The 21,321-nt window shown below is 60.6% G+C and carries 17 protein-coding genes; 5 read left to right on the forward strand and 12 right to left on the reverse strand.

Annotated features, from left to right (window positions below):
- A complete protein-coding gene (locus tag F7R06_RS26065; protein WP_090324868.1) occupies positions 1 to 228 on the forward strand; it encodes a hypothetical protein in 228 nt (75 codons plus the stop codon).
- A 90-nt stretch (positions 229 to 318) separates the two neighbouring features.
- Here the strand turns inward: F7R06_RS26065 and F7R06_RS26070 are convergent, their stop codons facing one another.
- From F7R06_RS26070 to F7R06_RS26115, 10 genes are all read right to left on the reverse strand, one after another.
- Positions 319 to 3,345, reverse strand: a complete 3,027-nt coding sequence (locus F7R06_RS26070) for a multidrug efflux RND transporter permease subunit (RefSeq protein ID WP_090324866.1) — start codon at positions 3,343 to 3,345, stop codon at positions 319 to 321.
- Between the two features lie 13 nt (positions 3,346 to 3,358).
- Positions 3,359 to 4,507 (reverse strand): efflux RND transporter periplasmic adaptor subunit, encoded by a 1,149-nt coding sequence (locus tag F7R06_RS26075; RefSeq protein ID WP_090324865.1) that lies wholly within the window; start codon positions 4,505 to 4,507, stop codon positions 3,359 to 3,361.
- 206 nt (positions 4,508 to 4,713) lie between these two features.
- Positions 4,714 to 5,811 (reverse strand): DUF1513 domain-containing protein, encoded by a 1,098-nt coding sequence (locus F7R06_RS26080; RefSeq protein ID WP_090324863.1) that lies wholly within the window; start codon positions 5,809 to 5,811, stop codon positions 4,714 to 4,716.
- A gap of 14 nt (positions 5,812 to 5,825) precedes the next feature.
- On the reverse strand, positions 5,826 to 6,890 hold the full coding sequence (locus F7R06_RS26085) for an imelysin family protein (protein ID WP_090324862.1): 1,065 nt from the start codon (positions 6,888 to 6,890) through the stop codon (positions 5,826 to 5,828).
- Between the two features lie 27 nt (positions 6,891 to 6,917).
- Positions 6,918 to 8,345, reverse strand: coding sequence for a di-heme oxidoreductase family protein (locus tag F7R06_RS26090; protein WP_090324861.1), 1,428 nt, complete (start codon positions 8,343 to 8,345; stop codon positions 6,918 to 6,920).
- 208 nt (positions 8,346 to 8,553) lie between these two features.
- Entirely contained in the window at positions 8,554 to 9,888 is a 1,335-nt protein-coding gene (locus tag F7R06_RS26095; protein ID WP_090324860.1) for an imelysin family protein, read from the reverse strand.
- Between the two features lie 263 nt (positions 9,889 to 10,151).
- Complete coding sequence (locus F7R06_RS26100) at positions 10,152 to 12,203, reverse strand: putative bifunctional diguanylate cyclase/phosphodiesterase (protein ID WP_090324858.1); 2,052 nt, start codon at positions 12,201 to 12,203, stop codon at positions 10,152 to 10,154.
- A 365-nt stretch (positions 12,204 to 12,568) separates the two neighbouring features.
- Complete coding sequence (locus tag F7R06_RS26105; RefSeq protein WP_008156084.1) at positions 12,569 to 13,165, reverse strand: superoxide dismutase; 597 nt, start codon at positions 13,163 to 13,165, stop codon at positions 12,569 to 12,571.
- Positions 13,166 to 13,341: 176 nt separating this feature from the next.
- A complete protein-coding gene (locus tag F7R06_RS26110) occupies positions 13,342 to 13,944 on the reverse strand; it encodes a LysE/ArgO family amino acid transporter (RefSeq protein WP_090324857.1) in 603 nt (200 codons plus the stop codon).
- Positions 13,945 to 13,949: 5 nt separating this feature from the next.
- A complete protein-coding gene (locus F7R06_RS26115; protein ID WP_090324855.1) occupies positions 13,950 to 14,351 on the reverse strand; it encodes an ACT domain-containing protein in 402 nt (133 codons plus the stop codon).
- 96 nt (positions 14,352 to 14,447) lie between these two features.
- On the opposite strand from F7R06_RS26115, the gene F7R06_RS26120 reads away from it, so the two are divergent.
- The 4 genes from F7R06_RS26120 (at position 14,448) to F7R06_RS26135 (ending at position 18,369) form a co-directional block, all read left to right on the forward strand.
- Positions 14,448 to 15,341, forward strand: a complete 894-nt coding sequence (locus tag F7R06_RS26120; protein WP_090324853.1) for a LysR family transcriptional regulator ArgP — start codon at positions 14,448 to 14,450, stop codon at positions 15,339 to 15,341.
- A gap of 54 nt (positions 15,342 to 15,395) precedes the next feature.
- Positions 15,396 to 16,388, forward strand: a complete 993-nt coding sequence (locus F7R06_RS26125; protein ID WP_090324852.1) for an NAD-dependent epimerase/dehydratase family protein — start codon at positions 15,396 to 15,398, stop codon at positions 16,386 to 16,388.
- A 106-nt stretch (positions 16,389 to 16,494) separates the two neighbouring features.
- Positions 16,495 to 17,370: a coiled-coil domain-containing protein gene (locus tag F7R06_RS26130; RefSeq protein WP_090324850.1), complete on the forward strand. Its 876-nt coding sequence runs from the start codon at positions 16,495 to 16,497 to the stop codon at positions 17,368 to 17,370.
- Positions 17,371 to 17,520: 150 nt separating this feature from the next.
- Positions 17,521 to 18,369 carry a cache domain-containing protein gene (locus tag F7R06_RS26135; RefSeq protein WP_090324848.1) on the forward strand — a complete coding sequence of 283 codons (849 nt, stop codon included), beginning with the start codon at positions 17,521 to 17,523 and terminating at the stop codon, positions 18,367 to 18,369.
- Between the two features lie 64 nt (positions 18,370 to 18,433).
- Here F7R06_RS26135 and F7R06_RS26140 read toward each other — a convergent pair whose 3' ends face one another.
- Together F7R06_RS26140 and pobA are read right to left on the reverse strand one after the other, a co-directional pair.
- The gene (locus F7R06_RS26140) at positions 18,434 to 19,951 is read right to left on the reverse strand and encodes an MDR family MFS transporter (RefSeq protein ID WP_090324847.1); all 1,518 of its coding nucleotides are present in this window, start codon (positions 19,949 to 19,951) and stop codon (positions 18,434 to 18,436) included.
- A 78-nt stretch (positions 19,952 to 20,029) separates the two neighbouring features.
- Positions 20,030 to 21,214 (reverse strand): 4-hydroxybenzoate 3-monooxygenase, encoded by a 1,185-nt coding sequence (pobA, locus tag F7R06_RS26145; protein ID WP_174552504.1) that lies wholly within the window; start codon positions 21,212 to 21,214, stop codon positions 20,030 to 20,032.
- Between the last annotated feature and the right edge of the window lie 107 nt (positions 21,215 to 21,321).

The raw sequence follows: 21,321 nt of genomic DNA on the forward strand, positions 1-21,321 counted from the left end.
ATGAAACTCGAAGTTGCGCGAGGTTTGTTTCTGCTGGGAGCCTTGGCAGTCGCTTCACTGGCGGTGGCGGCCTGGGAGCAGCCCCGCATGCAAGTTCTCAGCTCGGTACACGGTGACGACCATTGTCCGTTGCCGCGAGTTGCCAAGGCATCCGTGGCAACCCATCCCGACCATGATTTATTGCTGTTCATGTTCGGACTCTCTCAGGGATTGAAGCCGCAAAGTTGAACAGAATGAAGCCCAGGTAAAAGGCCTCGCAAGTGCGAGGCCTTTTTTTGCTGAGCGTTCCCGCACCGAGCGTTGGAACGACCGTTCGCATCAGCGCTTGTCGGTTTTAGCCAGCAAGGTGTACACGCAAGGCAACACAAACAGCGTAAACAGCGTTCCGATGGACATCCCCGTTGCGATCACCGTACCGATATCGAAGCGGCTGACTGCGCCCGCGCCCGTGGCGATGATCAACGGCACCATGCCGAAAACCATGGCGGCGGTCGTCATCAGCACCGGGCGCAGACGAATGGCTGCGGCTTCCTCTACGGCCTCGCGTGGTGTCAGGCCTTTATCCTTGCGCAACTGGTTGGCGAACTCGACGATCAGGATCCCGTGCTTGCTGATCAGGCCGATCAGTGTCACCAGGCCGACCTGGGTGTAGATGTTCATGCTCGACCAGCCGAGGAAAAGAGGAAGCAACGCGCCGCAGATCGACAGCGGCACCGTGACCAGAATCACCAACGGGTCGCGGAAGCTTTCGAACTGGGCGGCCAGCACCAGGAAAATGATCGCCAATGCCAAGGCAAAGGTGACCCATAGCGCACTGCCTTCCTGCACGTATTGGCGCGATGCGCCGGCATAGTCGACGGCAAATCCCGCCGGGGCTTCTTCCCGGGCGATCTGGCGCACGGCATCGATGGCTTCGCCCATGCTGACCAGCGGCACCCCGGAAAGAATGGCCGAGTTGAGTTGCTGGAACTGGTTCAATTGCCGAGGGCGCGCCCGGTCAGTCACGCTGATCAGGGTCGACAGAGCCAGCAGTTCACCCTTGCTGTTCTTGACGTAATAGTTGTTCAGCCAATCAGGGTTATCGCGAAATGCTCGTTCGACCTGGGCAATGACTTTGTAGCTGCGACCCTCGATGGTGAACCGGTTGATTTCCGCTTCACCCAGAAAGGTGGCCAGTGTGCCGCCCAGGTCCTGCATCGACACGCCCATCTGGGCCGCCTTGGCGCGATCGATATCCACGACAACCTCCGGCTTGTCGAAGGCCAGGTCGACATCGACGAAAGCGAACTTGCCGGACTCCATCGCGCGCTTTTTCACCCGGTCCATCACCTGCAGCAGCAACTCGTAATCGTTGGCGGTGTTGATGACGAACTGGAAGGGCAGGCCCTCGCCAGTGCCGGGGAGGGACGGCAGGTTGAAACCGAAGACCTGCAGCCCGGCGATGCCCGCCAGTTTCGCCTGGACCTCGGGCAGAATTTGCATCTGGGTCCGGTGGCGCTCGTTCCAGGGCTTGAGCAGGAAGCCGCCGACCCCCGATTGCACACCGTTGAAGCCGTTGATCTGGAACGAAGAGTAGTACTCGGGAAACGCCTTGAAGATCGTGATGAACTCGTCGGTGTAGGCGCTCAGGTAGTCGAGGTTGGTTGGTTGCGGGGCATTGGCCAGCATGAAAATGATGCCCTGGTCTTCATCCGGTGCCAGTTCCGATTTGGTGAACTTGAGCAGCACCGGAATCAGGCACAGCACGATCACGGCGAACACCAGCACCACCGGGCGGGTATTGAGCGTGCCGTGCAGCATGCTTTGGTAACGGCGCTTCAGGCTTTCGAAAATCCTGTCCAGGCGATGGGCCAGTCCGCTGGGGTTTTCATCGTGGCGCAGCAGCAGGGCGCACATCATCGGCGACAGCGTCAGGGCGACGACGCCGGAGATGACCACCGCGCCGGCGAGGGTCAGCGCGAACTCCTTGAACAGCGCTCCGGTGAGGCCGGTCAGGAAGCCGATCGGCGCATACACCGCTGCCAGGGTGATGGTCATCGAGACCACCGGCATGGCGATTTCCCGTGCGCCGTCGATGGCCGCGTCCAGTGGCGTCTTGCCTTCCTCGATGTGGCGGTGAATGTTCTCCACCACCACGATGGCGTCATCCACCACCAGGCCGATGGCCAGTACCATTGCCAGCAGGGTCAGCAGGTTGATCGAGTACCCCATCATCTGCATGAAGAACATCACCCCGATCATCGACAGCGGGATGGTGACCACCGGGATCACCACCGAACGCAGCGCACCGAGGAACAGGAACACGACCACGATCACGATCAGCACCGCTTCGAACAGGGTTTTGATGACCTCATTGATTGAGGCCTGAATGAACAGTGTGGCGTCGTAGGCAATTTCGCCCTTGAGGTTCGGTGGGAGCTGGGCTTGCAGGTCCGGCATGATCTTGCGCACTTCCTTGATCACGTCCAGCGGGTTGGCACCGGGTGTCGCCTTGATGCCGATATACACCGAGGGCGTGCCACCGAAAGAGCTGATGGTGTCGTAGTTTTCCGCCCCCATCTCGACCCGCGCCACATCCCGGAGCAGCACACGGCTGTCGCCTTCGACCTTGAGCGGGATCGCGGCGAAAGCCTCGGCGGACTTGAGTTCGGTGTTGGCGTTGATGCTGGTGACGACGTACTCGCCTTTCACTTCACCGGCGGCAGAGAGAAAGTTGTATTTGCGCACCGCATCGGTCACGTCGCTGGCGCTCAGCCCGAAACCGGCGAGCTTCACCGGGTCCAGCCACAGGCGCATGGCGAACACCTGGTTGCCGAGAATCTCGGCTTCGGCCATGCCCGGCAGGGTTGCCAGTTTCGGCTGGATGACCCGCGACAGATAGTCGGTAATCTGCGGGTTGCTCAGCTCCTTGCTGAAGAAACTGATGTACATCAACGCCGAGGCGTCGGCCGCCTGCTTGCTCAGGACCGGATCTTCGGCGTCCTGGGGCAGGCGGTTCTTGACCTCATTGGCCTTGGCCAGCAGTTCGGTGAACAGTCGATCGCTGTTTGAGCCGACGCGCGCGTAAATCGAGACCACCGAGAAGTTCTGGCGACTGACCGACGTCATGTAGTCGATGCCTTCGGCGCTGGCCAGGCTCTGTTGCATCGGTTGGGTGATGTAGCCCTGGATGGTCTCGGCGTTTGCCCCCGGATAGGCCGTGGTGACGGTGATCAGGGCATTTTCCATTTGCGGGTACTGGCGCAGCGGCAGCTTGCTCCAGGCCTGAAAGCCCAGCAGTACGATCAAGAGGCTGACCACGGTGGCAAGCACCGGGCGGCGGATGAACGGATCGGTAAAAGCCATGGGGGTTCCTTGATCAGTCAGCGCGCGGCTGACTGTTCTTCTCGGCTAGGGTCTTGTCGTCGCTGATGGCGATGTGCGCACCGTTGTCCAGTTTGATTTGGCCGGCTGTAACCACTTTTTCGCCGTTCTGCACGCCTTTGGTGATCAATACCAGCCCGTCACGGCGCTCGCCGGTTTCGATGAAACGCCGTTCGGCGATCAGGATTGGCTGGCCTTTGTCGTCCTTTTCCACGCTGCCGTCTTCGGCCTTTTTCTGGGCGACTACATACAGAGAGTTACCGTATAGCGTGTAAGTAATCGCGCTTTCCGGCACGACGATCTGCGCCTGCGGGTCGGGCAGCATCACCTGGAGACTGGCGAACATCCCCGGCAGCAACTTGCCGTCCGGGTTGGCCAGCGTCGCGCGGACCTGCATGTTGCGGGTGCTGTTCTCGAGTTTCGGGTTGATCGCACTGATCGTGCCGGGGAAGGTCCGGGTCGGATAAGCCGAGACAATGACTTCAACCGGCTGGCCGATGGCGATTTTCGGCACGGACTGCTCGGGCACGAAAAAGTCGACATACAGGCTGCTGAGGTCTTGCAGGGTGGCGATCATGGTGCCACTGGCCACATAGTCGCCGACGTCGACCTGGCGTATACCGATGGTCCCGCTGAACGGTGCCAGGATGCTTTTCTTGCTCAGCGCCGCCTTGAGCTGATTGACCGTGGCTTTGCTCTTTTTCAGGACTGCCGAGAGTCGGTCGAACTCGCCTTTGGAAATGGCCTGGCTGCCTACCAGTTGGCTACCGCGACCGTAATCAAGTTGGGCCAGCCCCAGGTCGGCCTGGGCGGTTTCGAGCAGGGCACTTTCCACCGCGCTGTCGAGTCGCAGCAGGGGTTGGCCGGCCTTGACCTTCTGCCCTGACTCGAACTGCAGCTCGACGACAGTACCGTCGGTCTCCAGACTCAGGTCCACGCCCTGTAATGCCTTGAGTGTGCCGACGGTCGGCAGACGCGCCTGCCACGGCTGTTCGGTGGCGGTGGCCACGGCGACACTGATCGGTGGTTTTGGCGCAGCGAAGCCTTGAATCATCGTGTAGATGGAGAAGGCTTTGTAACCGGCCAGGACCAGCACGATCAACAGAACAACACCCAACATGATCAGCATGCGGCGACGCAGCATATTTCCAGTTCCTTGGAGAAAATCAGGTGAGACAGTGGGGCACATTACCGCGAGTGGGAGCGTGAATCCAACTGCCACTTTTTACAGGCGGACGCAAAATCTGTAGGCGTCGAGCTTGCTCGCGATAGCGGTGTGTCCGTCACCGCAATGTTGAATGCGCAGCCGCTATCGCGAGCCAGCTCGGCTCCTGCAAAGGCAAGGCGTGTTCAAATCAGATGCAGATGGTTGTCCCAGAGCCCCGCTGGCAGCTCCAGCGGTTTTGCAACCAGATTTGTCTGGCGGCAATCGTAGTACCGGCATCGACCCTGGCCCGAGGTCACGACAAAACCATCGGCCACCGCGCCGACCCCTGCGCAATCCGGAAGAGGTGCGTCCAGGCGCACTTCGCCGCTGTCCAGGTCCCAGATGAAAAAGCGGTTGCCCCTTGGCGCGGTCAAGGCCACCAGCCGCAAATCACTGTGCACCGCGACGCTGGCGGTGTAATGCCCCATGGCCTGCAGTTGATGCTCGGGCACCGGGAACGCCACGAACGGTTGGCCAGGACGCTTGATCGCCAGCAGCTCCGAGGACTCGTGGGCAGGCCCCATGAACTGCTGGCCGGCAACGATGGTGCCGTCGCTGGCAATGCCCAGGTGCCGCACGCTGTTCATTTGCTGGGCCAGGGTTTCCTTGCTCAGCAGGGTGCCGTCCCGTTGCATCAGGACCAGGCTCGGCTCCATGGCGTCGAGGTTCATGTCGACGCGGCTTTCGGCCTCGGTACGAATCCCCCCGTTGGCCACCACCAGGGTTTCCCCGTCGGGCATCCACGACACCTGATGCGGGCCCAGGCCATGGGTGGATATCTCGCCGGCATGCACCAGCCGTTCGCCTTCGAACTTATACACACCGAGCAAGCCGCGACCGGGATCGGTCGTGTCGTTCTCGGTGGCGTAGAGCCAGTCGCCACTCTTGTGAATCACGGCGTGACCGTAGAAGTGCCGGTTCGGTTGCGATGTCACGGTTTGCAGCAGCGTGCCGTCGCGCAAGTCGATCAAATAGCTCTCGGTGCCCGGACGCCGGGCGACGAACAGTCCCATCGGCAGTGTCGGGTGATTGATGATGTCGTGGCAGCGCTGGCCAACCTGGGTGGCAAACACCCGGGTGCCGTCCAGCCGATAACCGACGGCGTAGTGCTGGCCATCGGTGTCGTCCCGTGCCGAGAGCAGCAGCGGGCTTTTGTCCCTTTGCTTGAATAGCGTCCAGCCGCCCAGTGTCACTGCTCCGAGCAGCAAACTACCTAAAGTCAAAGCCTGACGTCGCAGCATGGCAGTCGCCCTCATCAGTCACCGTCGTTGGCGTTGAAGCCCAGTTGGATGCCCAGCGCCTTGGCCAGTTCGCCCTCGTGCAGACGGTGGACGGTGTTGAGGCTGTCATAGAGATCGTTGAGTTGCTGGCGACCGGCGTCGTCAGCGAGCATTTCGGTCAGCGAACGCTGGGTACTGGCGAACAGTTTCAAAGACGCGGCGTAGGCGGCGTCGATCTTGTCGGCCAAAGGCTTTTGCTCGCTCGGCAGCAGGCTACGCAGACCCTTGTTATCGACACCTTCCCAGACGGTCTTGGCGGCAGCGAGGCTGGCTTCGAGACCGGTCAGGGAAGACTGGCTGCGCCAGGCATCAGCGAGGAACGGTTGCGGAACGCCTTTGCTCTGGCGGCCCATCGGTGTGCCGAGCTTTTTCTTCAAGGTGTCGATGGCGGTGACTTGCACACGCAGCAGATCGGCGATGGCTTCGTGGGAATCGGCATAGCGCTGGTTCGGGAATTTGCTCATCTGCGCGAGCATGCCGTCGGTGTTGTTCCAGCTCTTGAGAATCTCTTCGGCCAGTTGCTTTTGACGCTCGCCAATCGCGATCAGCAGTGGGCAGTATTTGGCCTTCTGTTCGGCGTTGGCCATGTCCGGCTTGCTGTCGAACAGAATGTATTCGTAGGCCGACAAACCTTGCACCACGACGCTGGATTTGGCCAGGGCGGCGGCGTCGATCTGCGGTTGCGCAGTGACCAGTTGCTCGACCTGACGGCCGACCAGGTTTTTCTTGTCCGGCCAGAATTGCACCTGCCACGAACGGTTGCCCTCGGCCAGCGGGCCGATCAGCAGCGGTTGCAGCTCGGCCCAGGCTTTTTGTGCGTGCAGGAAATCGGCGCGGGCGGTGTCCAGGGACTCCTTGCCTTCACAGTAGGCGAGGGCGCTGACGGCCAGTTGCCGGTCGGCTTCGACCCAGCGGGTGTAGGTCGGCAGGATCACCGATTTGGCGATGGCCGCCGAAGTGACGGCCTGCGGGTCCTGTGGCGAACAAGCGCCCAAGGCTAGCGCGGCAAGGCTGGTGAACAACAATTTGGGACGGAACATGTCGGGCTCCCGCTGGAAGAATACGTATTAAAGAGAATTCAGAAACGCCAGCAACGCAGCGCGCTGCTCGGCATTGAAAGTCAAAACCTGTTGCTGCGCCGCCTTGGCTTCGCCGCCATGCCAGAGCACGGCTTCAAGCAGATTGCGGGCGCGGCCGTCGTGCAGGAACTGGGTGTGGCCACTGACCGCTTGCGTCAGGCCGATGCCCCACAACGGCGGCGTGCGCCAGTCGCGGCCACCGGCCTGGAATTCACTGCGGTGGTCGGCCAGACCCTCGCCCATGTCATGCAGCAGCAGGTCGCTGTAAGGGCGAATCACTTGATTGGCCAGCTCAGGTTCGGCGGCATTGGCAGCGGTGGTGTATTTCGGTGTGTGGCAAGACTGGCAGCCGGCCTGGAAAAACAGGTTCTTGCCGGCCAGCACTTCAGGTGCGCTGACATCGCGGCGGGCCGGTACGGCAAGGTTTCGGGTGTAGAACAGCACCAGGCGCAGGATGTTGTCGCTGACTTCCGGTTCGCCATCGGGGCCGTTGCCACTGGGCGCCTGCTTGCAGGCCGTTTGCGCATCGGTGCAGTCATCAAAGGGGCGCAGGCTGGTCGTGAGGCCCATGTCCCCCGAAAAAGCATGAACGTTCTGCTGATTGAGATTCGGTTGCCCGGCCTTCCAGCCAAACCGCCCGAGGACGGTTTGGCGTTGCGCGTCATCCCATACCCGGTTCGGGCGTCCGGCGATGCCGTTGTTGTCCCTGGCCTGAGCAGCGGCGTTGGCCAGGATGGCCTCTTCGGGAATCGCCTCCAGCAAGCCCAGGCCGATCATCGGCGGCGCGACGCGGGCCGAGAAACGGGTGTCAGGGTGCATCGGGCCGTAGCCCAATTGAGTGATGTTCAGGCTCGGCTTGCGCAGCTCGATTTCGGTGCCGTCGTTGAAGCGAATCGGTACGGGCGTGTAATCGACACGTACCTTGCCTTCCGGCGCGACACCGGGGATCGCCATGTCCTGGAACTGCCCGCCGTACACCGGCTCCGGCACGACACCCTGTTGCTCGATGATTTTGGCGTAGGCCGGGGCATCGGGGATCGACAGGCGTACCAGCATCGACACGGCATTCGGCGCATCGGGTCCCGGCGGATGGCCGCGGCCATCCTTGATATGGCAGCCCTGGCAGGCGTTGGTGTTGAACAGCGGGCCGAGGCCGTCGCGGGCGGTGGTGGTCGACGGGGCGATCACCCAGGGGCTGCGGAAGAAACTGTTACCGACACTGAAGTCCACGCGCCGCGAGGGTGGCAGGTTCGCGGAGGGCAAAGAAAAGGCGTTCTGATCGGTCTTGCGTACGGTAGCGCTGCCCCCCGAACGGGCTTCACCGGGTTCGGCCTTGGTAAAGCGCGGGGCGTCATCGCAGGCACTCAGGCCCAGGGCCAGGAACAGTGCGGACAAGCGAAGAGGCAGCGGGGGCATCAGACATCCTGCAAGACGAGCAAAACAAGGGCGCAAAGTCTAACAGGGGATGGGAATTTGAATAAGAGGAATTATCGTTTACTTGATATGGGGCAGGATTCGGGTGAGACCGCGTCACGGCCATCACGGGTAAGTCGGGTCATCAACATCACTGAAAATTCAGGCAAAAAGGCGACCCGAAGGTCGCCTTTTTTGCAGCCAGCGTTGATCAGAACTCGTGATCAGCGTTGTCCGGGTTCAGATCCTTGATGCCCAGTTTGCCAGCGGCGGTTTCGATCGAACCGGTCTGCTTGACCAGGGCGGCAATGGCGTCACGTACGATCTGGTTGCCGGCGGTGTTACCGGCCGCGATCAACTGGTCGTAGTGCTCACCCTTGTTGGCGTGATCAACCATGATCTGGATCTTGGCTTCGGTGGCGGCCAGGTCGGCTTTCAGTGCGGCGTCGGCGGCGGGGTCGGCCTTGGCCACCAGGGACGACAGGCTGGCGCCGGTCATTTTGGTGCCGTCGGTGCGGGTGTACTCGCCCAGGTAAACGTTACGGATACCTTTGGCATCGTAGAAGTGCGAGTTATGGGTGTTGTCGCTGAAGCAGTCCTGCTCGTCTTCAGGGGAGTTGGCTTCCAGGGAAACCTTCATGCGCTCGCCCGCCAGTTCGCCCAGGGACAGGCTGCCCATGCCGAACAGCATTTTACGCAGGCCGGTTTCAGCCGGTTCCGCTTCCAGGGTGGCGCGGTAGTTGTCGGCCACGTTCGGCTTCCAGTTCCCGACCATTTCTTCAAGGTCGCTGACCAGCAGTTGGGTCACGGCTTTGAGGTAGGCGCGACGACGATCGTTGTGGCCGCCAGTGGCACCGGCGCCCTCCAGGTAGTCCGAGGCAGGACGGTTGCCGGCGCCAGGGCCGGTGCCGTTCAAGTCCTGGCCCCAGAGCAGGAATTCGATGGCGTGGTAGCCGGTGGCGACGTTCGCTTCGGAACCGCCCAACTCGTTCAGGCTGGCGAGTTTTTCCGGGGTGATGTCTTTCACGTCGACCTTGTCTTCACCGATCTGAATTTCAGGGTTGGCGATGATGTTGGCGGTGGCGCCGGGGTTACCCAGGGCATGCTCGTAGGATTTGTCGACGTAGTCGATCAGGCCTTCGTCCAGTGGCCAGGCGTTCACCTGACCTTCCCAGTCGTCGATGATGGTATTGCCGAAGCGGAACACTTCGCTCTGCAGGTAAGGAACGCGGGCTGCAACCCAGGCGGCCCTGGCCGCTTTCAGGGTGTCGGCATTCGGCTTGGCGAGGAAGGCGTCGACGGCGGTCTGCAGGGTTTTCGCGGTGGATTCGGCATCGCTGTAAACAGCAAAAACCATGTCAGCGTAATGCGCGACAACGGCTTTGGCCGCGGCTTCGTCGACGTTGCCCACAGCGGCCGGCGCGGCGGCAGTGCTGGAAACCGGCGCGGGGGCAGCAGTTTTTTCCTTGTCTTTGCCTTCACCGCAACCGGCGAGGGAAATTGCGATGGCCAACAGACTGGCGGTAGCCAGAGGCATACGAATCATGGCGAACATCCTGCTTCGAAAGGGGGGTGGTAGGGCGCGCCCGGCGCGCAAAACTGCGACATAATGCAAATCTTTCGCATTATGTGTAAAGGTCGTTCTTGAAAATATTTCTTATTCGCACCGGAGCACACTCCACCCTGCAGGAGTCAGCTTGCTCACGATCAGCGTCCAGGCATTGCATTCTTTCAGACAGCCCACGTCATCGTTGACGTCCATCGCGAGCTCGCGCCTAACGTGGTGAGTGAGGCGCGTTTGATACCCGATCACAAGATAGCGGCGTTGCTGCGCTGGGCCTGTTTCAAGTAAGCGCCCAGTTCCCGCGCCGGCAGCGGTTTGCTGTAGTGATAACCCTGACCTTCGTGGCAGCCTTCGGAAATGATGTAAGCCTCCTGTTCGGCGGTTTCCACGCCTTCGGCAATCACCTGCATGCCCAGGCTCTTGCCTAACTGGATGATGGCGCGAACGATGGTTGCATCGTCGTCGTCATCGAGCAGGTCCTGAACGAAGCTCTTGTCGATCTTGATCTTGTCCAGGGGCAGGCTTTTCAGATAGCTCAGCGATGAATAACCGGTTCCGAAGTCATCGATCGCAATCAGCGCGCCGGAGCGGCGCAGGCTGAGCAAGTGCTGGGCGGCGGTGCTGATGTCTTCCATCAGGCCGGTTTCGGTGACTTCCAGCTCCAGGCTGCGCGGTGGCAGGCGGTACATTTGCAGCAGGTTGTTGACCACCCGCGGCAGCTCGGCGTGGTGCAGTTGCACGGTGGACAGGTTCACCGCCATACGCAGCTCGCTGAACCCCTGGTCATGCCAGTCGCGCAGTTGTTTGCAGGCCTGATCCAGCACCCACTCGCCGATGGCGATGATGGTGCCGTTCTGTTCGGCCAGCGGAATGAACAAGTCGGGTGGAACCAGCCCGTGCTCGGGATGCTGCCAGCGAATCAACGCTTCCACGCCCACTACCCGGTGATCGCGATAACTGATTTGCGGTTGATAGACGAGGTAGAACTGCCCGCGGATGAGGGCGTCGCGCAAGTCTTTCTCCAGTTCGCGACGGCGCCGCATCTCGGTGTCGACGCTGGCGATATAGAACTGATAGCGATTGCGCGAGCGAGTCTTGGCCAGGGTCATGGTCTGCTCGGCCTTTTGCAGCAGTTTCTCGGTGCTGTCGCCATCTTCGGGGAAGAGGGTGATGCCGATGGTGGCGCGCAGGCGGATTTCCTGATGATCAAGGGCAAACGCCGCTTCCAGGTCGTCGAGGATGCTTTGCGCCAGTTCTGCGGCTTCGTAGGGTTGTTCGATATCGGCCTGGACCAGGGCGAACTGGTCGCCGCCCAGACGGGCCAGGGCGCCGAGGCGACCGCTGTGTCCCCGCAGACGATCGGCAAGGGCCAGCAGCAACTGGTCGCCGGTCTGGTAGCTGAACTGTTCGTTGATGCCCTTGAAATCATCCAGACCGACGCACAATACGGCGACCCGCCGCTGTAATTTGCCGGCGTCGACGAGGATCTTGTCCAGTTGCGTTTGCAATTGCTGGCGGTTGGGCAGGCCGGTGAGGAAATCGTACTGGGCCATGCGCAGCAGGCTGTTTTCCGCCTCGTGGCGCAAGTGGGTGTTGCGCTCAATGGATTCCAGCAACTGGTTGGCGGTATTGATCCAGATACCCAGTTCGTTTTTCTCGTGGCCTTTGAGCTGCGGGATCTTGTGTTCGCTGGGGCGGTCCGGATTGATTTCGGTCAGGTGCTCGATAATCCGCGACAAGGGTTTGGTCAGCAGCCAGTGATAGACCAGGTACAGCACCAGGCCCATCGCCAGGGCGCGCAACACGCCGGAAATGAAGATGATCACCGAACTGACGATGAAACCTTGCCCGTAGGTGGCGGTGTCGAGGGTGATGCTCAGGTCGCCGTAATACTCGCTGTAGGGGCCGCGACCCACCAGTTGGGTGGTGTAGGTGCGCTCCTTGCCCAGGATCAGATCGGTCAGCCATCGGCTCCTGGAGTGCTGCAACTCGCGTGATTTTTGCGCGAGCATGGCTTCGTTGGGATGGCCGATGGAGGCCTGGCGCACGGCATCATCCTGAAACAGTCCCTCGATAACCTGCATGCCCATCTCCCGGTCCAGGCTGTAGACGGCCTGGGTCGAAGGGTCGCGGAACATGTCGAGGATGCGTTGGGCATCGGCTGCGACGGCCTGGCGTGTTTTATAAGCATCGAAAACGATCTGCGCGCAGCTCAAGACCACGCCGACGATCAATGCCGACAGGAGCACGACCCGGAGCAACTTCACCGACAAGCTGTTCTTGAGTTCCAGCTTCAAAGGGTTATTCCTTGTTCCGTGCGGGTAGCATCAAGTTGCCATGAGTATTGGCAATCCCGCGATGGCAGTCAAAGGGACAATTTACCTTGCGGGATTTTGCCGGCAGCTTGGCCGAAATGCTGTTGTCTGGAATTTCTGCCCGATTAGTACTGTGTCGGTTGTCGAGTCCTTCAACTTGAGGGGGGCGTCGAGATATTTCCTTCTTGTTGATGTTAGACGCCTGTGGCGTTGGAGCAAGGGTACAAACGCTGGTTTCTCTGGAGGCGCTGGCTTGCCAGCGAAGGCGGCCCCATCGCTGCCTGGCTCACCTGTGCCCCATAAAAAAACCCGGCTAAAAAGCCGGGTTTTTTGACTGGGCATCAAGCTTAAGCGGTGAAGGTTTTGCCTTCGAACTGCTCAGCTACGAATTTCCAGTTGACCAGGTTCCAGAACGCTTCGACGTACTTCGGACGCAGGTTGCGGTAGTCGATGTAGTAAGCGTGTTCCCAGACGTCGCAGGTCAACAGCGGGGTGTCGCCGTTGGTCAGCGGGTTGCCGGCGCCGATGGTGCTGGCCAGGGCCAGGGAACCGTCAGCCTTTTTCACCAGCCAGCCCCAACCGGAACCGAAGGTGCCGATGGAAGTCTTGCTGAATTCTTCCTTGAACTTGTCGAACGAACCGAAAGCAGCGTTGATGGCTTCAGCCAGAGCGCCGGTTGGTTGACCGCCGGCGTTTGGTGCCAGGCAGTTCCAGTAGAAAGTGTGGTTCCAGACCTGAGCGGCGTTGTTGAAGATACCGCCCGAGGAAGACTTGACGATTTCTTCCAGGGTCTTGCCTTCGAACTCGGTGCCTGGCACCAGGTTGTTCAGGTTCACGACGTAGGTGTTGTGGTGCTTGTCGTGGTGGTATTCCAGAGTTTCCTTGGAAATGTGCGGCTGCAGTGCATCGTGTGCGTAAGGCAGTGGCGGCAATTCGAAAGCCATGGTGGATCTCCTAATCAGGTCAGGTGCGGTGAGCGCAAGGCCGATCACGGGCGGCCAGACTAGCGCCGGGGAGTTTGTACTCTTTGCGGCGCAGGTCTCGGATCATAGCACCGGGGGTGCGGCATAACCACGCAACAACTGTGTGGAATAGAGGTTCCAGAGCTGTTTGGAATAAATCACCCGGCGGTAATCAGTTGCAGCGCTACGGCAAACATCATCACGGCCACCAACAGGTCAAGAATGCGCCAGGTACTGGGGCGGGCCAGCCAGGGCGCCAACCATGCCGCGCCGAGCGCCAGGGTGAAAAACCACAGCAACGAGGCACTGGCCGCCCCCACCACATAGGCGCCGGGCTCTGTCTGCTGGGCGCCGAGGGAGCCGATCAGCAACACGGTATCCAGGTAGACGTGCGGGTTGAGCAGGGTCACCGCCAGCGCGCTGAGCATGACCGCCCGCAGCGAACGCACGGTCTGGTTTTCACCCTGTTGCAGGCTTTGTTTCGAGCAGGCCCGGCGCAACGCCTGGCTGCCATACCACACCAGAAACGCCGCGCCACCCCAGCGGGCGACGGCCAGCAAGGTCGGGTTTTGCGCCAGTACCGTCGCCAGGCCGAAAACCCCGGCGGCCACCAATAATGCGTCGCAGGCCACACAGAGTGCCGCCACCGGCAGGTGGTGTTCCCGACGCAGGCTTTGGGCCAGCACAAACGCATTCTGGGTACCGATCGCCATGATCAGTCCGAAGGCCACCAGCAGGCCGTTCACATAGCTTTGCCACATAATGATTACTCCGCGTTGGCTGCCAGATCGCGCAGCACTTGCATGGCGCGTTCGGCATCGGCCTGGCCGACAAACAAATGGTCGTGGTAGTAGCCGGCGATCACGTTGCAACTGATGCCGGCCTGGCCCAGTGCCGTGGCGAATGCGGCGGTCAGGCCGACGGCTTCGAGGGCTGAATGCACATTGAGGGTGATCCAGGCCGCGACGTAATCGAAAGCGAAACCGGCCTGCTCGGCGCGGGAACGTTCGAGAATCACGGTCAGACCTTCCTGCTCACGAAAGCTGCCGATGATGTCCAGGCCTGCCGGCAATTGACCGTCATGCAAGGTGCAGAACACGTACTCGCCGGCATTGAGTTGCGGGCTCATGCTGCGCAGCAGCGTTGCCAGTGAAGTTTCGCCAGCCATGGGGATGTTCCTTGTTCAAGAGTTCTTGCTGGTCATTCTCCGGTCTCAGGCTGTATAAGAAAAACCAATCTTGCTGATCGCTCATTAGGAAAACTGATGTTCGACTATAAATTGCTTTCGGCTCTGGCCGCCGTGGTCGAGCAGGCCGGGTTCGAGCGCGCCGCCCAGGTGCTGGGGTTGTCGCAATCGGCCATCTCCCAGCGCATCAAATTGCTCGAAGCGCGAGTGGGTCAACCGGTGCTGGTGCGGGGCACGCCGCCATCGCCGACGGAAATCGGCCGGCGTCTGCTTAACCATGTGCAGCAGGTGCGTTTGCTTGAGCGCGATTTGCAGAGCCTGGTGCCGGCGCTGGACGAAGAAGGCCTGCCGGAGCGCCTGCGTATCGCCCTCAATGCCGATAGCCTGGCCACTTGGTGGGCGCAGGCCGTGGGGGATTTTTGCGCGGAGCAACATCTGTTGATGGATCTGGTGGTTGAAGACCAGACCGTGGGCCTCAAACGCATGCGCGCAGGTGAAGTGGCTGCATGCCTCTGTGCCAGCGAGCGGCCGGTGGCGGGCGCCCGTAGCGTATTGCTGGGGGCGATGCGCTACCGGGCGTTGGCCAGCCCGGCGTTTATTGCGCGGCATTTTCCTCAAGGTGTGCGCGCCGATCAGTTGGCTCGAACACCCGCGCTGGTGTTTGGCCCGGATGATTTCCTGCAGCATCGATTCCTGGCGTCTCTCGGCGTCGATGGTGGATTCGAGCACCATTTATGCCCGTCCTCCGAGGGTTTTATCCGTCTTACCGAAGCGGGCCTCGGCTGGGGGCTGGTGCCCGAATTGCAGGTTCGTGAACAGCTGGAACGCGGTGTGTTGCTGGAGCTTTTGCCAGATAAACCGATCGACGTGCCGCTGTACTGGCATCATTGGCGCAATGGCGGTCAATTGCTGGGGCTTCTTACCGATCAATTGGTGCGCGCGTCGAAACAATGGCTGGTGCCCTTGGACTGACGGGCAGCGTCAAGACCTCTCGCAATACGCAAAACGAAATATTCGGAGCAATACATGAAGATTCTGGTCACCGGCGCAAGCGGTTTCATCGGCGGGCGTTTTGCGCGTTTCGCCCTGGAGCAGGGCCTTGATGTGCGGGTCAACGGTCGCCGGGCCGAAGGAGTGGAGCATCTGGTGCGGCGCGGCGCCGAGTTCATCCAGGGCGACTTGAGTGATCCTGAACTGGCGCGCGACCTGTGTTCCGACGTCGAGGCCGTGGTGCATTGCGCCGGTGCCGTCGGTTTGTGGGGACGTTATCAGGACTTTCACCAAGGCAACGTCCAGGTCACTGAAAACGTAGTCGAAGCCTGCCTGAAGCAGCGGGTCCGGCGACTGGTGCATTTGTCGTCGCCGTCGATTTATTTCGATGGTCGCGATCACCTGGGGTTGACCGAAGAACAGGTGCCCAAACGCTTCAAGCATCCTTATGCCGCGACCAAATACCTGGCCGAGCAAAAGGTCTTCGGTGCCCAGGAGTTCGGCCTCGAAACCCTGGCCCTGCGTCCGCGTTTCGTCACCGGTGCCGGTGACATGAGCATCTTCCCGCGCTTGCTGAACATGCAGCGCAAGGGACGCCTGGCAATTGTCGGCAACGGCCTGAACAAGGTCGATTTCACCAGCATGCAGAACCTCAATGAAGCGTTGCTCAGCAGTTTGCTGGCCAGTGGTTCGGCCTTGGGCAAGGCCTACAACATCAGCAACGGAACACCGATTCCATTGTGGGACGTGGTCAATTACGTCATGCGCAAAATGGAAGTCCCACAAGTAACACGCTACCGTTCCTACGGCCTGGCCTACACCGTCGCCGCACTCAATGAGGGCGTCTGCAAAGTGTGGCCGGGGCGCCCCGAACCGACCTTGTCGCGGCTGGGCATGCAGGTCATGAACAAAAATTTCACCCTGGACATCAGTCGCGCCCGGCATTATCTGGACTACGACCCCAAGGTCAGTCTGTGGACGGCGCTGGATGAGTTCTGCGGCTGGTGGAAGGCCCAGGATATTCGCTGAGCAGCGCGGCACTGAACCGAGCCGGGGGGTGAAGGTCAATCGGTGCGGCAGTGAAGGTTATACTCGCCACATCCAGCTATCACCGCGTTTCACAAAGGTTGACTCAATGTCCATGCGTAACGATGCCAATGATGACTTCGACGATGTACCGAGCCTGCGTGCCGACAGCCTCGACGACGATGATTTTCCGGTCACCAAGCGTACCTCCGTGCACTCACGGCCCGTGCCGGTAGTGCAGGCCAAAGGCCCGAGCACCGGGCCGTTGTGGGCCTTGGTCGGGGCTCTGTTCTTTGCCTTCGCGGGGCTGGCCTGGTGGAGCTTTCAACAGATCTCGCTGATGGAGCAGCAACTGGTGGCTACCCAGGAAAGCTTCGCCCGTATCAGTGAGGAAGCGGCGGGGCGCTTGCAGGACATTTCCGGCAAGGTCGTCGCCAGTCAGACCAACGTCACCAGCGACAGCGAAGCCCTGAAGCTGCAAATCAAACAGCTGGAAAGCAGGCTGCAGGACCAGAGCCAGCAGCAACAAGGCGTGGCCGGGCAAACCTCGGAACTGGACAAGCGCCTGGCGCAGATGACGGCGCAAACCACCGATCTGGACAAGCGCCTGACGCAAATCACCGCGCAAAGCACTGAGCACCAAGCCGCCAACACGCAGTTGCAGGCCCAGGTCAAAGTGTTGATCAGCGACGTGGCCGCACTGAAGAGTGCCCCGGCAGACACGGGAAAATTCGATGCCCAGCTGAAAAGCCTCGGTGCCGACATCACTGCACTGAAGAAGCAAGGCAATCCGAGCGCTGCCATCGAGCGTCTGGAGCAGGAGATCGTGGTGCTCAAAAGCGAACAGGACAATCGCCCGACGCCGGTTCAAGGCTCGACCAACACCGTGGAGTTCGATGCGTTCCGCAGCCAGGTCACTCGCAATATCAATACCCTTCAGGCGCAGATCCAGAACCTGCAGCAGCAACTGCGCGCCCGCCAGTAATCGCGCGGGCCGGCAGACTTTGTGGCGAGGGAGCTTGCTCCCGCTGGGTGGCGAAGCCGCCCCGATCCGTTCACTGCGGATCCTGAATACTCGTGCATATCCCCATCGCGTCTACGCTCTTGAAACAGCATCAAGAACGAGGAATGCGCAATGGGGGTTCTGCACAAGTTGGCCTGGCTGGGCAGCATGCTTTTGCTGTGTCTGGGCCAGGTCCAAGCCGCCGACACAGAAAAGGCTGACAGTCAGGCGGCCATCGCCTTGCTGGAAAAAGCCCTGGCCTATTACCACGAGAATGGCGACAAGGCCTTCGCGGCGTTCAGCCGACAGGGCGAATTTGTCGATAAGGACCGCTATGTCTTTGTGCTCGACACCAAGGGCGTCATGCTCGCCAGTGGCGGGCCGTCTTCGGCGCTGATTGGCCGTGATGTCTCTGATGTGCTCGGACCGGATTTGCAGAAAACCTTCAAGGACGCCCTGAAAGTGCCAGAGGGCAATGGCATTCAACAGGCGGAATACCGCTGGCAGAACTGGGCCGACGGCAAGGTCGAGCGCAAGCATGTGTTCTACCAGCGCGTGGGCCAGCGGATCATTGCGGTCGGTTACTACTTGCCCCGGGCGTCGGCGGAACAGGCCATGGCCCTGCTGAATAAAGCCGCCGCCGATCTGGCCAAGGACGACAAGGGCACCCTGAAGGCCATCAACTCCCTCAAGGGCGGTTATTTGCAGGATGACCTGTATGTGTTTGTGGTCGATCTCAATACCCGGCGTTACGTCGCCCACGGCACCAACCTGCGCTTGATCAACACCGATTTCAGCAAGATCAACGACCCCGAAGGCAAACCGGTGGGCGAGCCGATTCTGGCATTGATCGCCAGGCAGGATTACGGCGAGTACGAATATCGTTGGAAAAATCCGGTGACCGGCAAGGTCGAGGACAAGCACGCCTACCTGAAAAAAGTCGGGCATTTTCTGGTGGCTGTGGGGTATTACAGCCCTTGAGGATGTGGTGTCTGTCAATGACGCCATCGCGAGCTTGCTCGCGATGGCAGGCGACGCGGTCCAACTACCGGACTTTGTCCTCACGCCCGCGCAACAGCATGTTCGGCATGGCAATCGCCGCCGCCAGCCCCAGCAACGACACCGCCGCGCTGACCATCAATAAATGCCGAAACGTCAGCAGCAGTTCGGCCCGCAGAGCGTTTTGTGTATCACCCGCCGCAGCGTTCAAACCGTCCAGCAGCACATTCCCCGAATGACCTTCGGCAATCAGCGACGAGCCGGCGAGGTGCGCGAAACTCGAATCCTGCAACAATGCCAGCAGCAGCGCCGACATCACCGAAACGCCCACCGCGCCGCCCAGCGACCGGAACAGGTTGGTGGTGCTGGTGGCGACGCCGATGTCACGTTGTTCCACTGAGTTCTGTGTGCCCACCAGTGACGTCGGAAACTGCATGCCCCCGGCGATGCCGCAGAGCAACATGCACAGGCTGCTGAGCAAAAACGCCTGGGGTGGGCTGAAGGCCATACCGAGAATCGAGATCGGCATCAGCACGGCGCCGGTCAGGATCATCGGTTTGTAGCGTCCGGTCACAGACGTACGACGGCCGGCGAAATACGCACCGATCGGCAAACCCATGGCCAGCGGCAGCAGATGCAGGGCCGCGCTGTCGGCGCCGGCACCGGTGACGCTCTGAAAGCGCAGCGGCATGAGCACGATCAACGAAATCGCCTGGAAACTGGTAAAGAAAATCGTGCACCAGCACAGGACCGCATTGCGATTGGCGAACAGATGCATGGGCAGCAACGGTTCCGGTGCCCGTCGTTCATAGGCCACGAACAAACCCAGCACGAACACTGCGCAACCGAGCAGGGCCAGCACTTCGGCGCTGCGCCATGAATGACCCTGACCAACCTGGGTAATGCCCAGCAGCAACGCCGTCAGCCCGATGATCATCAGCAGGGTGCCGAGGTAATCGATGACTGGCTTGCGCTGTGGAACCGGCAAGCCGACCAAGGTGCGATTGGCCACCAGCCAGGCACCCAGGCCCAGCGGCAGGTTGATCAGGAACACCCAGCGCCAGGACAAGTATTCAGTCATGTAGCCACCCAGCACCGGACCGGCCACGCTGGCCACCGCATACATGCTGCTGAAATAGCCCTGATAGCGACCGCGTTCCCGTGGCGGCACGATGTCACCGATGATCGCCTGGCTGACGGAGATCATGCCGCCAGCGCCGATGCCCTGAAAAATCCGCGCCAGCACCAGTTGCTCCATGCTCTGGGCCATGCCGCAGAACAACGACGCGAGGGTGAACAAGCCCATGCCGAACAGCATCAACTTGCGACGCCCATACAAATCGCCCAGTTTGCCGTAGATCGGCACCGCGACCGTCATCGCCACCATGTACCCGGAAATCACCCAGGCCAGCAGACTGACGTCCTTGAACTGCGCGGAAATGGCCGGCATCGACACGGCGACGATGGTTTGGTCCAGGGCACCGAGGAAAATCGCCAGCATCAGGGCGATCAATACGCTGCGGATGGCCGGTTTGGGCGTTTCAGGCTGTTTGAGATTGGTCACGAGGAAAACCTGCGGGCAGTGATAACCCGCAAGTGGCAAGGCGAGCGGGGATGCTCGCCAGTGTAAGTCGGTAGCAGGCTATTCGATAGCCTCATACGGAAGGCCGACATAATTTTCTGCAATGGTTTTCCGGCCAGCCTCAGAATCAACGAAGTACTCCAGCTCCGACTCGGCAATGCGCTGGCTAAAGGCATCATGATCATCGAAGCGGTGCAGCATCGAGGTCATCCACCAGGAAAACCGTTCAGCCTTCCACACTCGCCGCAGGCAGACTTCGGAGTACTTTTCCAGCAGGTCGACACGGCCTTCGCGGTAAACCTTCAGCAGGATATTGAACAGTGTGCTGACGTCGCTGGCAGCCAGGTTCAAGCCCTTGGCACCGGTGGGCGGGACGATGTGCGCCGCGTCGCCGACCAGGAACATCCGCCCGTATTGCATAGGCTCAACCACGAAACTGCGCAGTGGCGCGATGCTTTTCTCGATCGACGGTCCGGTCACCAGGTTGTCTGCCAAAGCTTGTGGCAGACGGCATTTAAGCTCATCCCAGAAGCGCTGATCGGACCAGTTCTCGACGCTTTCGTCAGCCGGCACCTGCAAGTAATAACGGGTGCGGGTCGCCGAGCGCATGCTGCACAGGGCAAAACCTCGCTCATGGCGGGCATAGACCAGTTCTTCGTGGACCGGAGGCGTGTCGGCAAGAATCCCCAGCCAGCCGAAGGGATAGACCCGTTCGAAGACCTTCAGGCACTCGGCGGGAATCGACTGCCGCGCCACGCCATGGAAGCCGTCGCATCCGGCGATGTAATCGCAGTCGAGGCGATACTGTTCGCCGTCTTTTTCAAAGGTGACAAACGCTTCATCGGTTTTCATGCCGTGGGGCACGACGTGGCTTGCCTGGTAAATCGTCTGGGCGCCGGCGACCTGACGAGCGGCCATCAGGTCGCGGGTGACCTCGGTCTGGCCGTAGATCATCACGTTTTTTCCGCCGGTCAGGGCGTGCAGATCGATGTGGATCCGGCGTCCGTCGAGGGCCAGTTCGAAGCCGCCGTGGGGCAATCCTTCGGCGTCCATGCGCTGACCCACGCCGGCCTGGCGCAACAGCTCTACCATGCCTTGTTCGAGGACCCCGGCGCGGATTCGCCCGAGCACATAATCCGGGCTTTGACGTTCGAGAATGAGGGTGTCGATGCCGGCGTTGTGCAGCAATTGACCGAGCAGCAGACCGGAAGGACCGGCGCCAATGATGGCGACTTGGGTTTTCAGGATTTTCATTGTTTTTATGACTCGCAAGCTGCACACGACCAGGGTCGGTGAGTGATTTTTATGGATCGAGTGCTTGCATTTTTCACTTGCGGGTCTGTCAATTGAAG

The organism is Pseudomonas moorei (assembly GCF_008801475.1).
Taxonomy (GTDB): Bacteria; Pseudomonadota; Gammaproteobacteria; order Pseudomonadales; family Pseudomonadaceae; genus Aquipseudomonas; species Aquipseudomonas moorei.

Excerpts from the sequence above, each read along its gene's own strand:
- F7R06_RS26065 (WP_090324868.1), top strand. The coding sequence starts at position 1 with ATGAAACTCGAAGTTGCGCGAGGTTTGTTTCTGCTGGGAGCCTTGGCA.
- F7R06_RS26070 (WP_090324866.1), bottom strand. The coding sequence starts at position 3,345 with ATGGCTTTTACCGATCCGTTCATCCGCCGCCCGGTGCTTGCCACCGTG.
- F7R06_RS26075 (WP_090324865.1), bottom strand. The coding sequence starts at position 4,507 with ATGCTGCGTCGCCGCATGCTGATCATGTTGGGTGTTGTTCTGTTGATC.
- F7R06_RS26080 (WP_090324863.1), bottom strand. The coding sequence starts at position 5,811 with ATGCTGCGACGTCAGGCTTTGACTTTAGGTAGTTTGCTGCTCGGAGCA.
- F7R06_RS26085 (WP_090324862.1), bottom strand. The coding sequence starts at position 6,890 with ATGTTCCGTCCCAAATTGTTGTTCACCAGCCTTGCCGCGCTAGCCTTG.
- F7R06_RS26090 (WP_090324861.1), bottom strand. The coding sequence starts at position 8,345 with ATGCCCCCGCTGCCTCTTCGCTTGTCCGCACTGTTCCTGGCCCTGGGC.
- F7R06_RS26095 (WP_090324860.1), bottom strand. The coding sequence starts at position 9,888 with ATGATTCGTATGCCTCTGGCTACCGCCAGTCTGTTGGCCATCGCAATT.
- F7R06_RS26105 (WP_008156084.1), bottom strand. The coding sequence starts at position 13,165 with ATGGCTTTCGAATTGCCGCCACTGCCTTACGCACACGATGCACTGCAG.
- F7R06_RS26110 (WP_090324857.1), bottom strand. The coding sequence starts at position 13,944 with ATGTGGCAAAGCTATGTGAACGGCCTGCTGGTGGCCTTCGGACTGATC.
- F7R06_RS26115 (WP_090324855.1), bottom strand. The coding sequence starts at position 14,351 with ATGGCTGGCGAAACTTCACTGGCAACGCTGCTGCGCAGCATGAGCCCG.
- F7R06_RS26120 (WP_090324853.1), top strand. The coding sequence starts at position 14,448 with ATGTTCGACTATAAATTGCTTTCGGCTCTGGCCGCCGTGGTCGAGCAG.
- F7R06_RS26125 (WP_090324852.1), top strand. The coding sequence starts at position 15,396 with ATGAAGATTCTGGTCACCGGCGCAAGCGGTTTCATCGGCGGGCGTTTT.
- F7R06_RS26130 (WP_090324850.1), top strand. The coding sequence starts at position 16,495 with ATGTCCATGCGTAACGATGCCAATGATGACTTCGACGATGTACCGAGC.
- F7R06_RS26135 (WP_090324848.1), top strand. The coding sequence starts at position 17,521 with ATGGGGGTTCTGCACAAGTTGGCCTGGCTGGGCAGCATGCTTTTGCTG.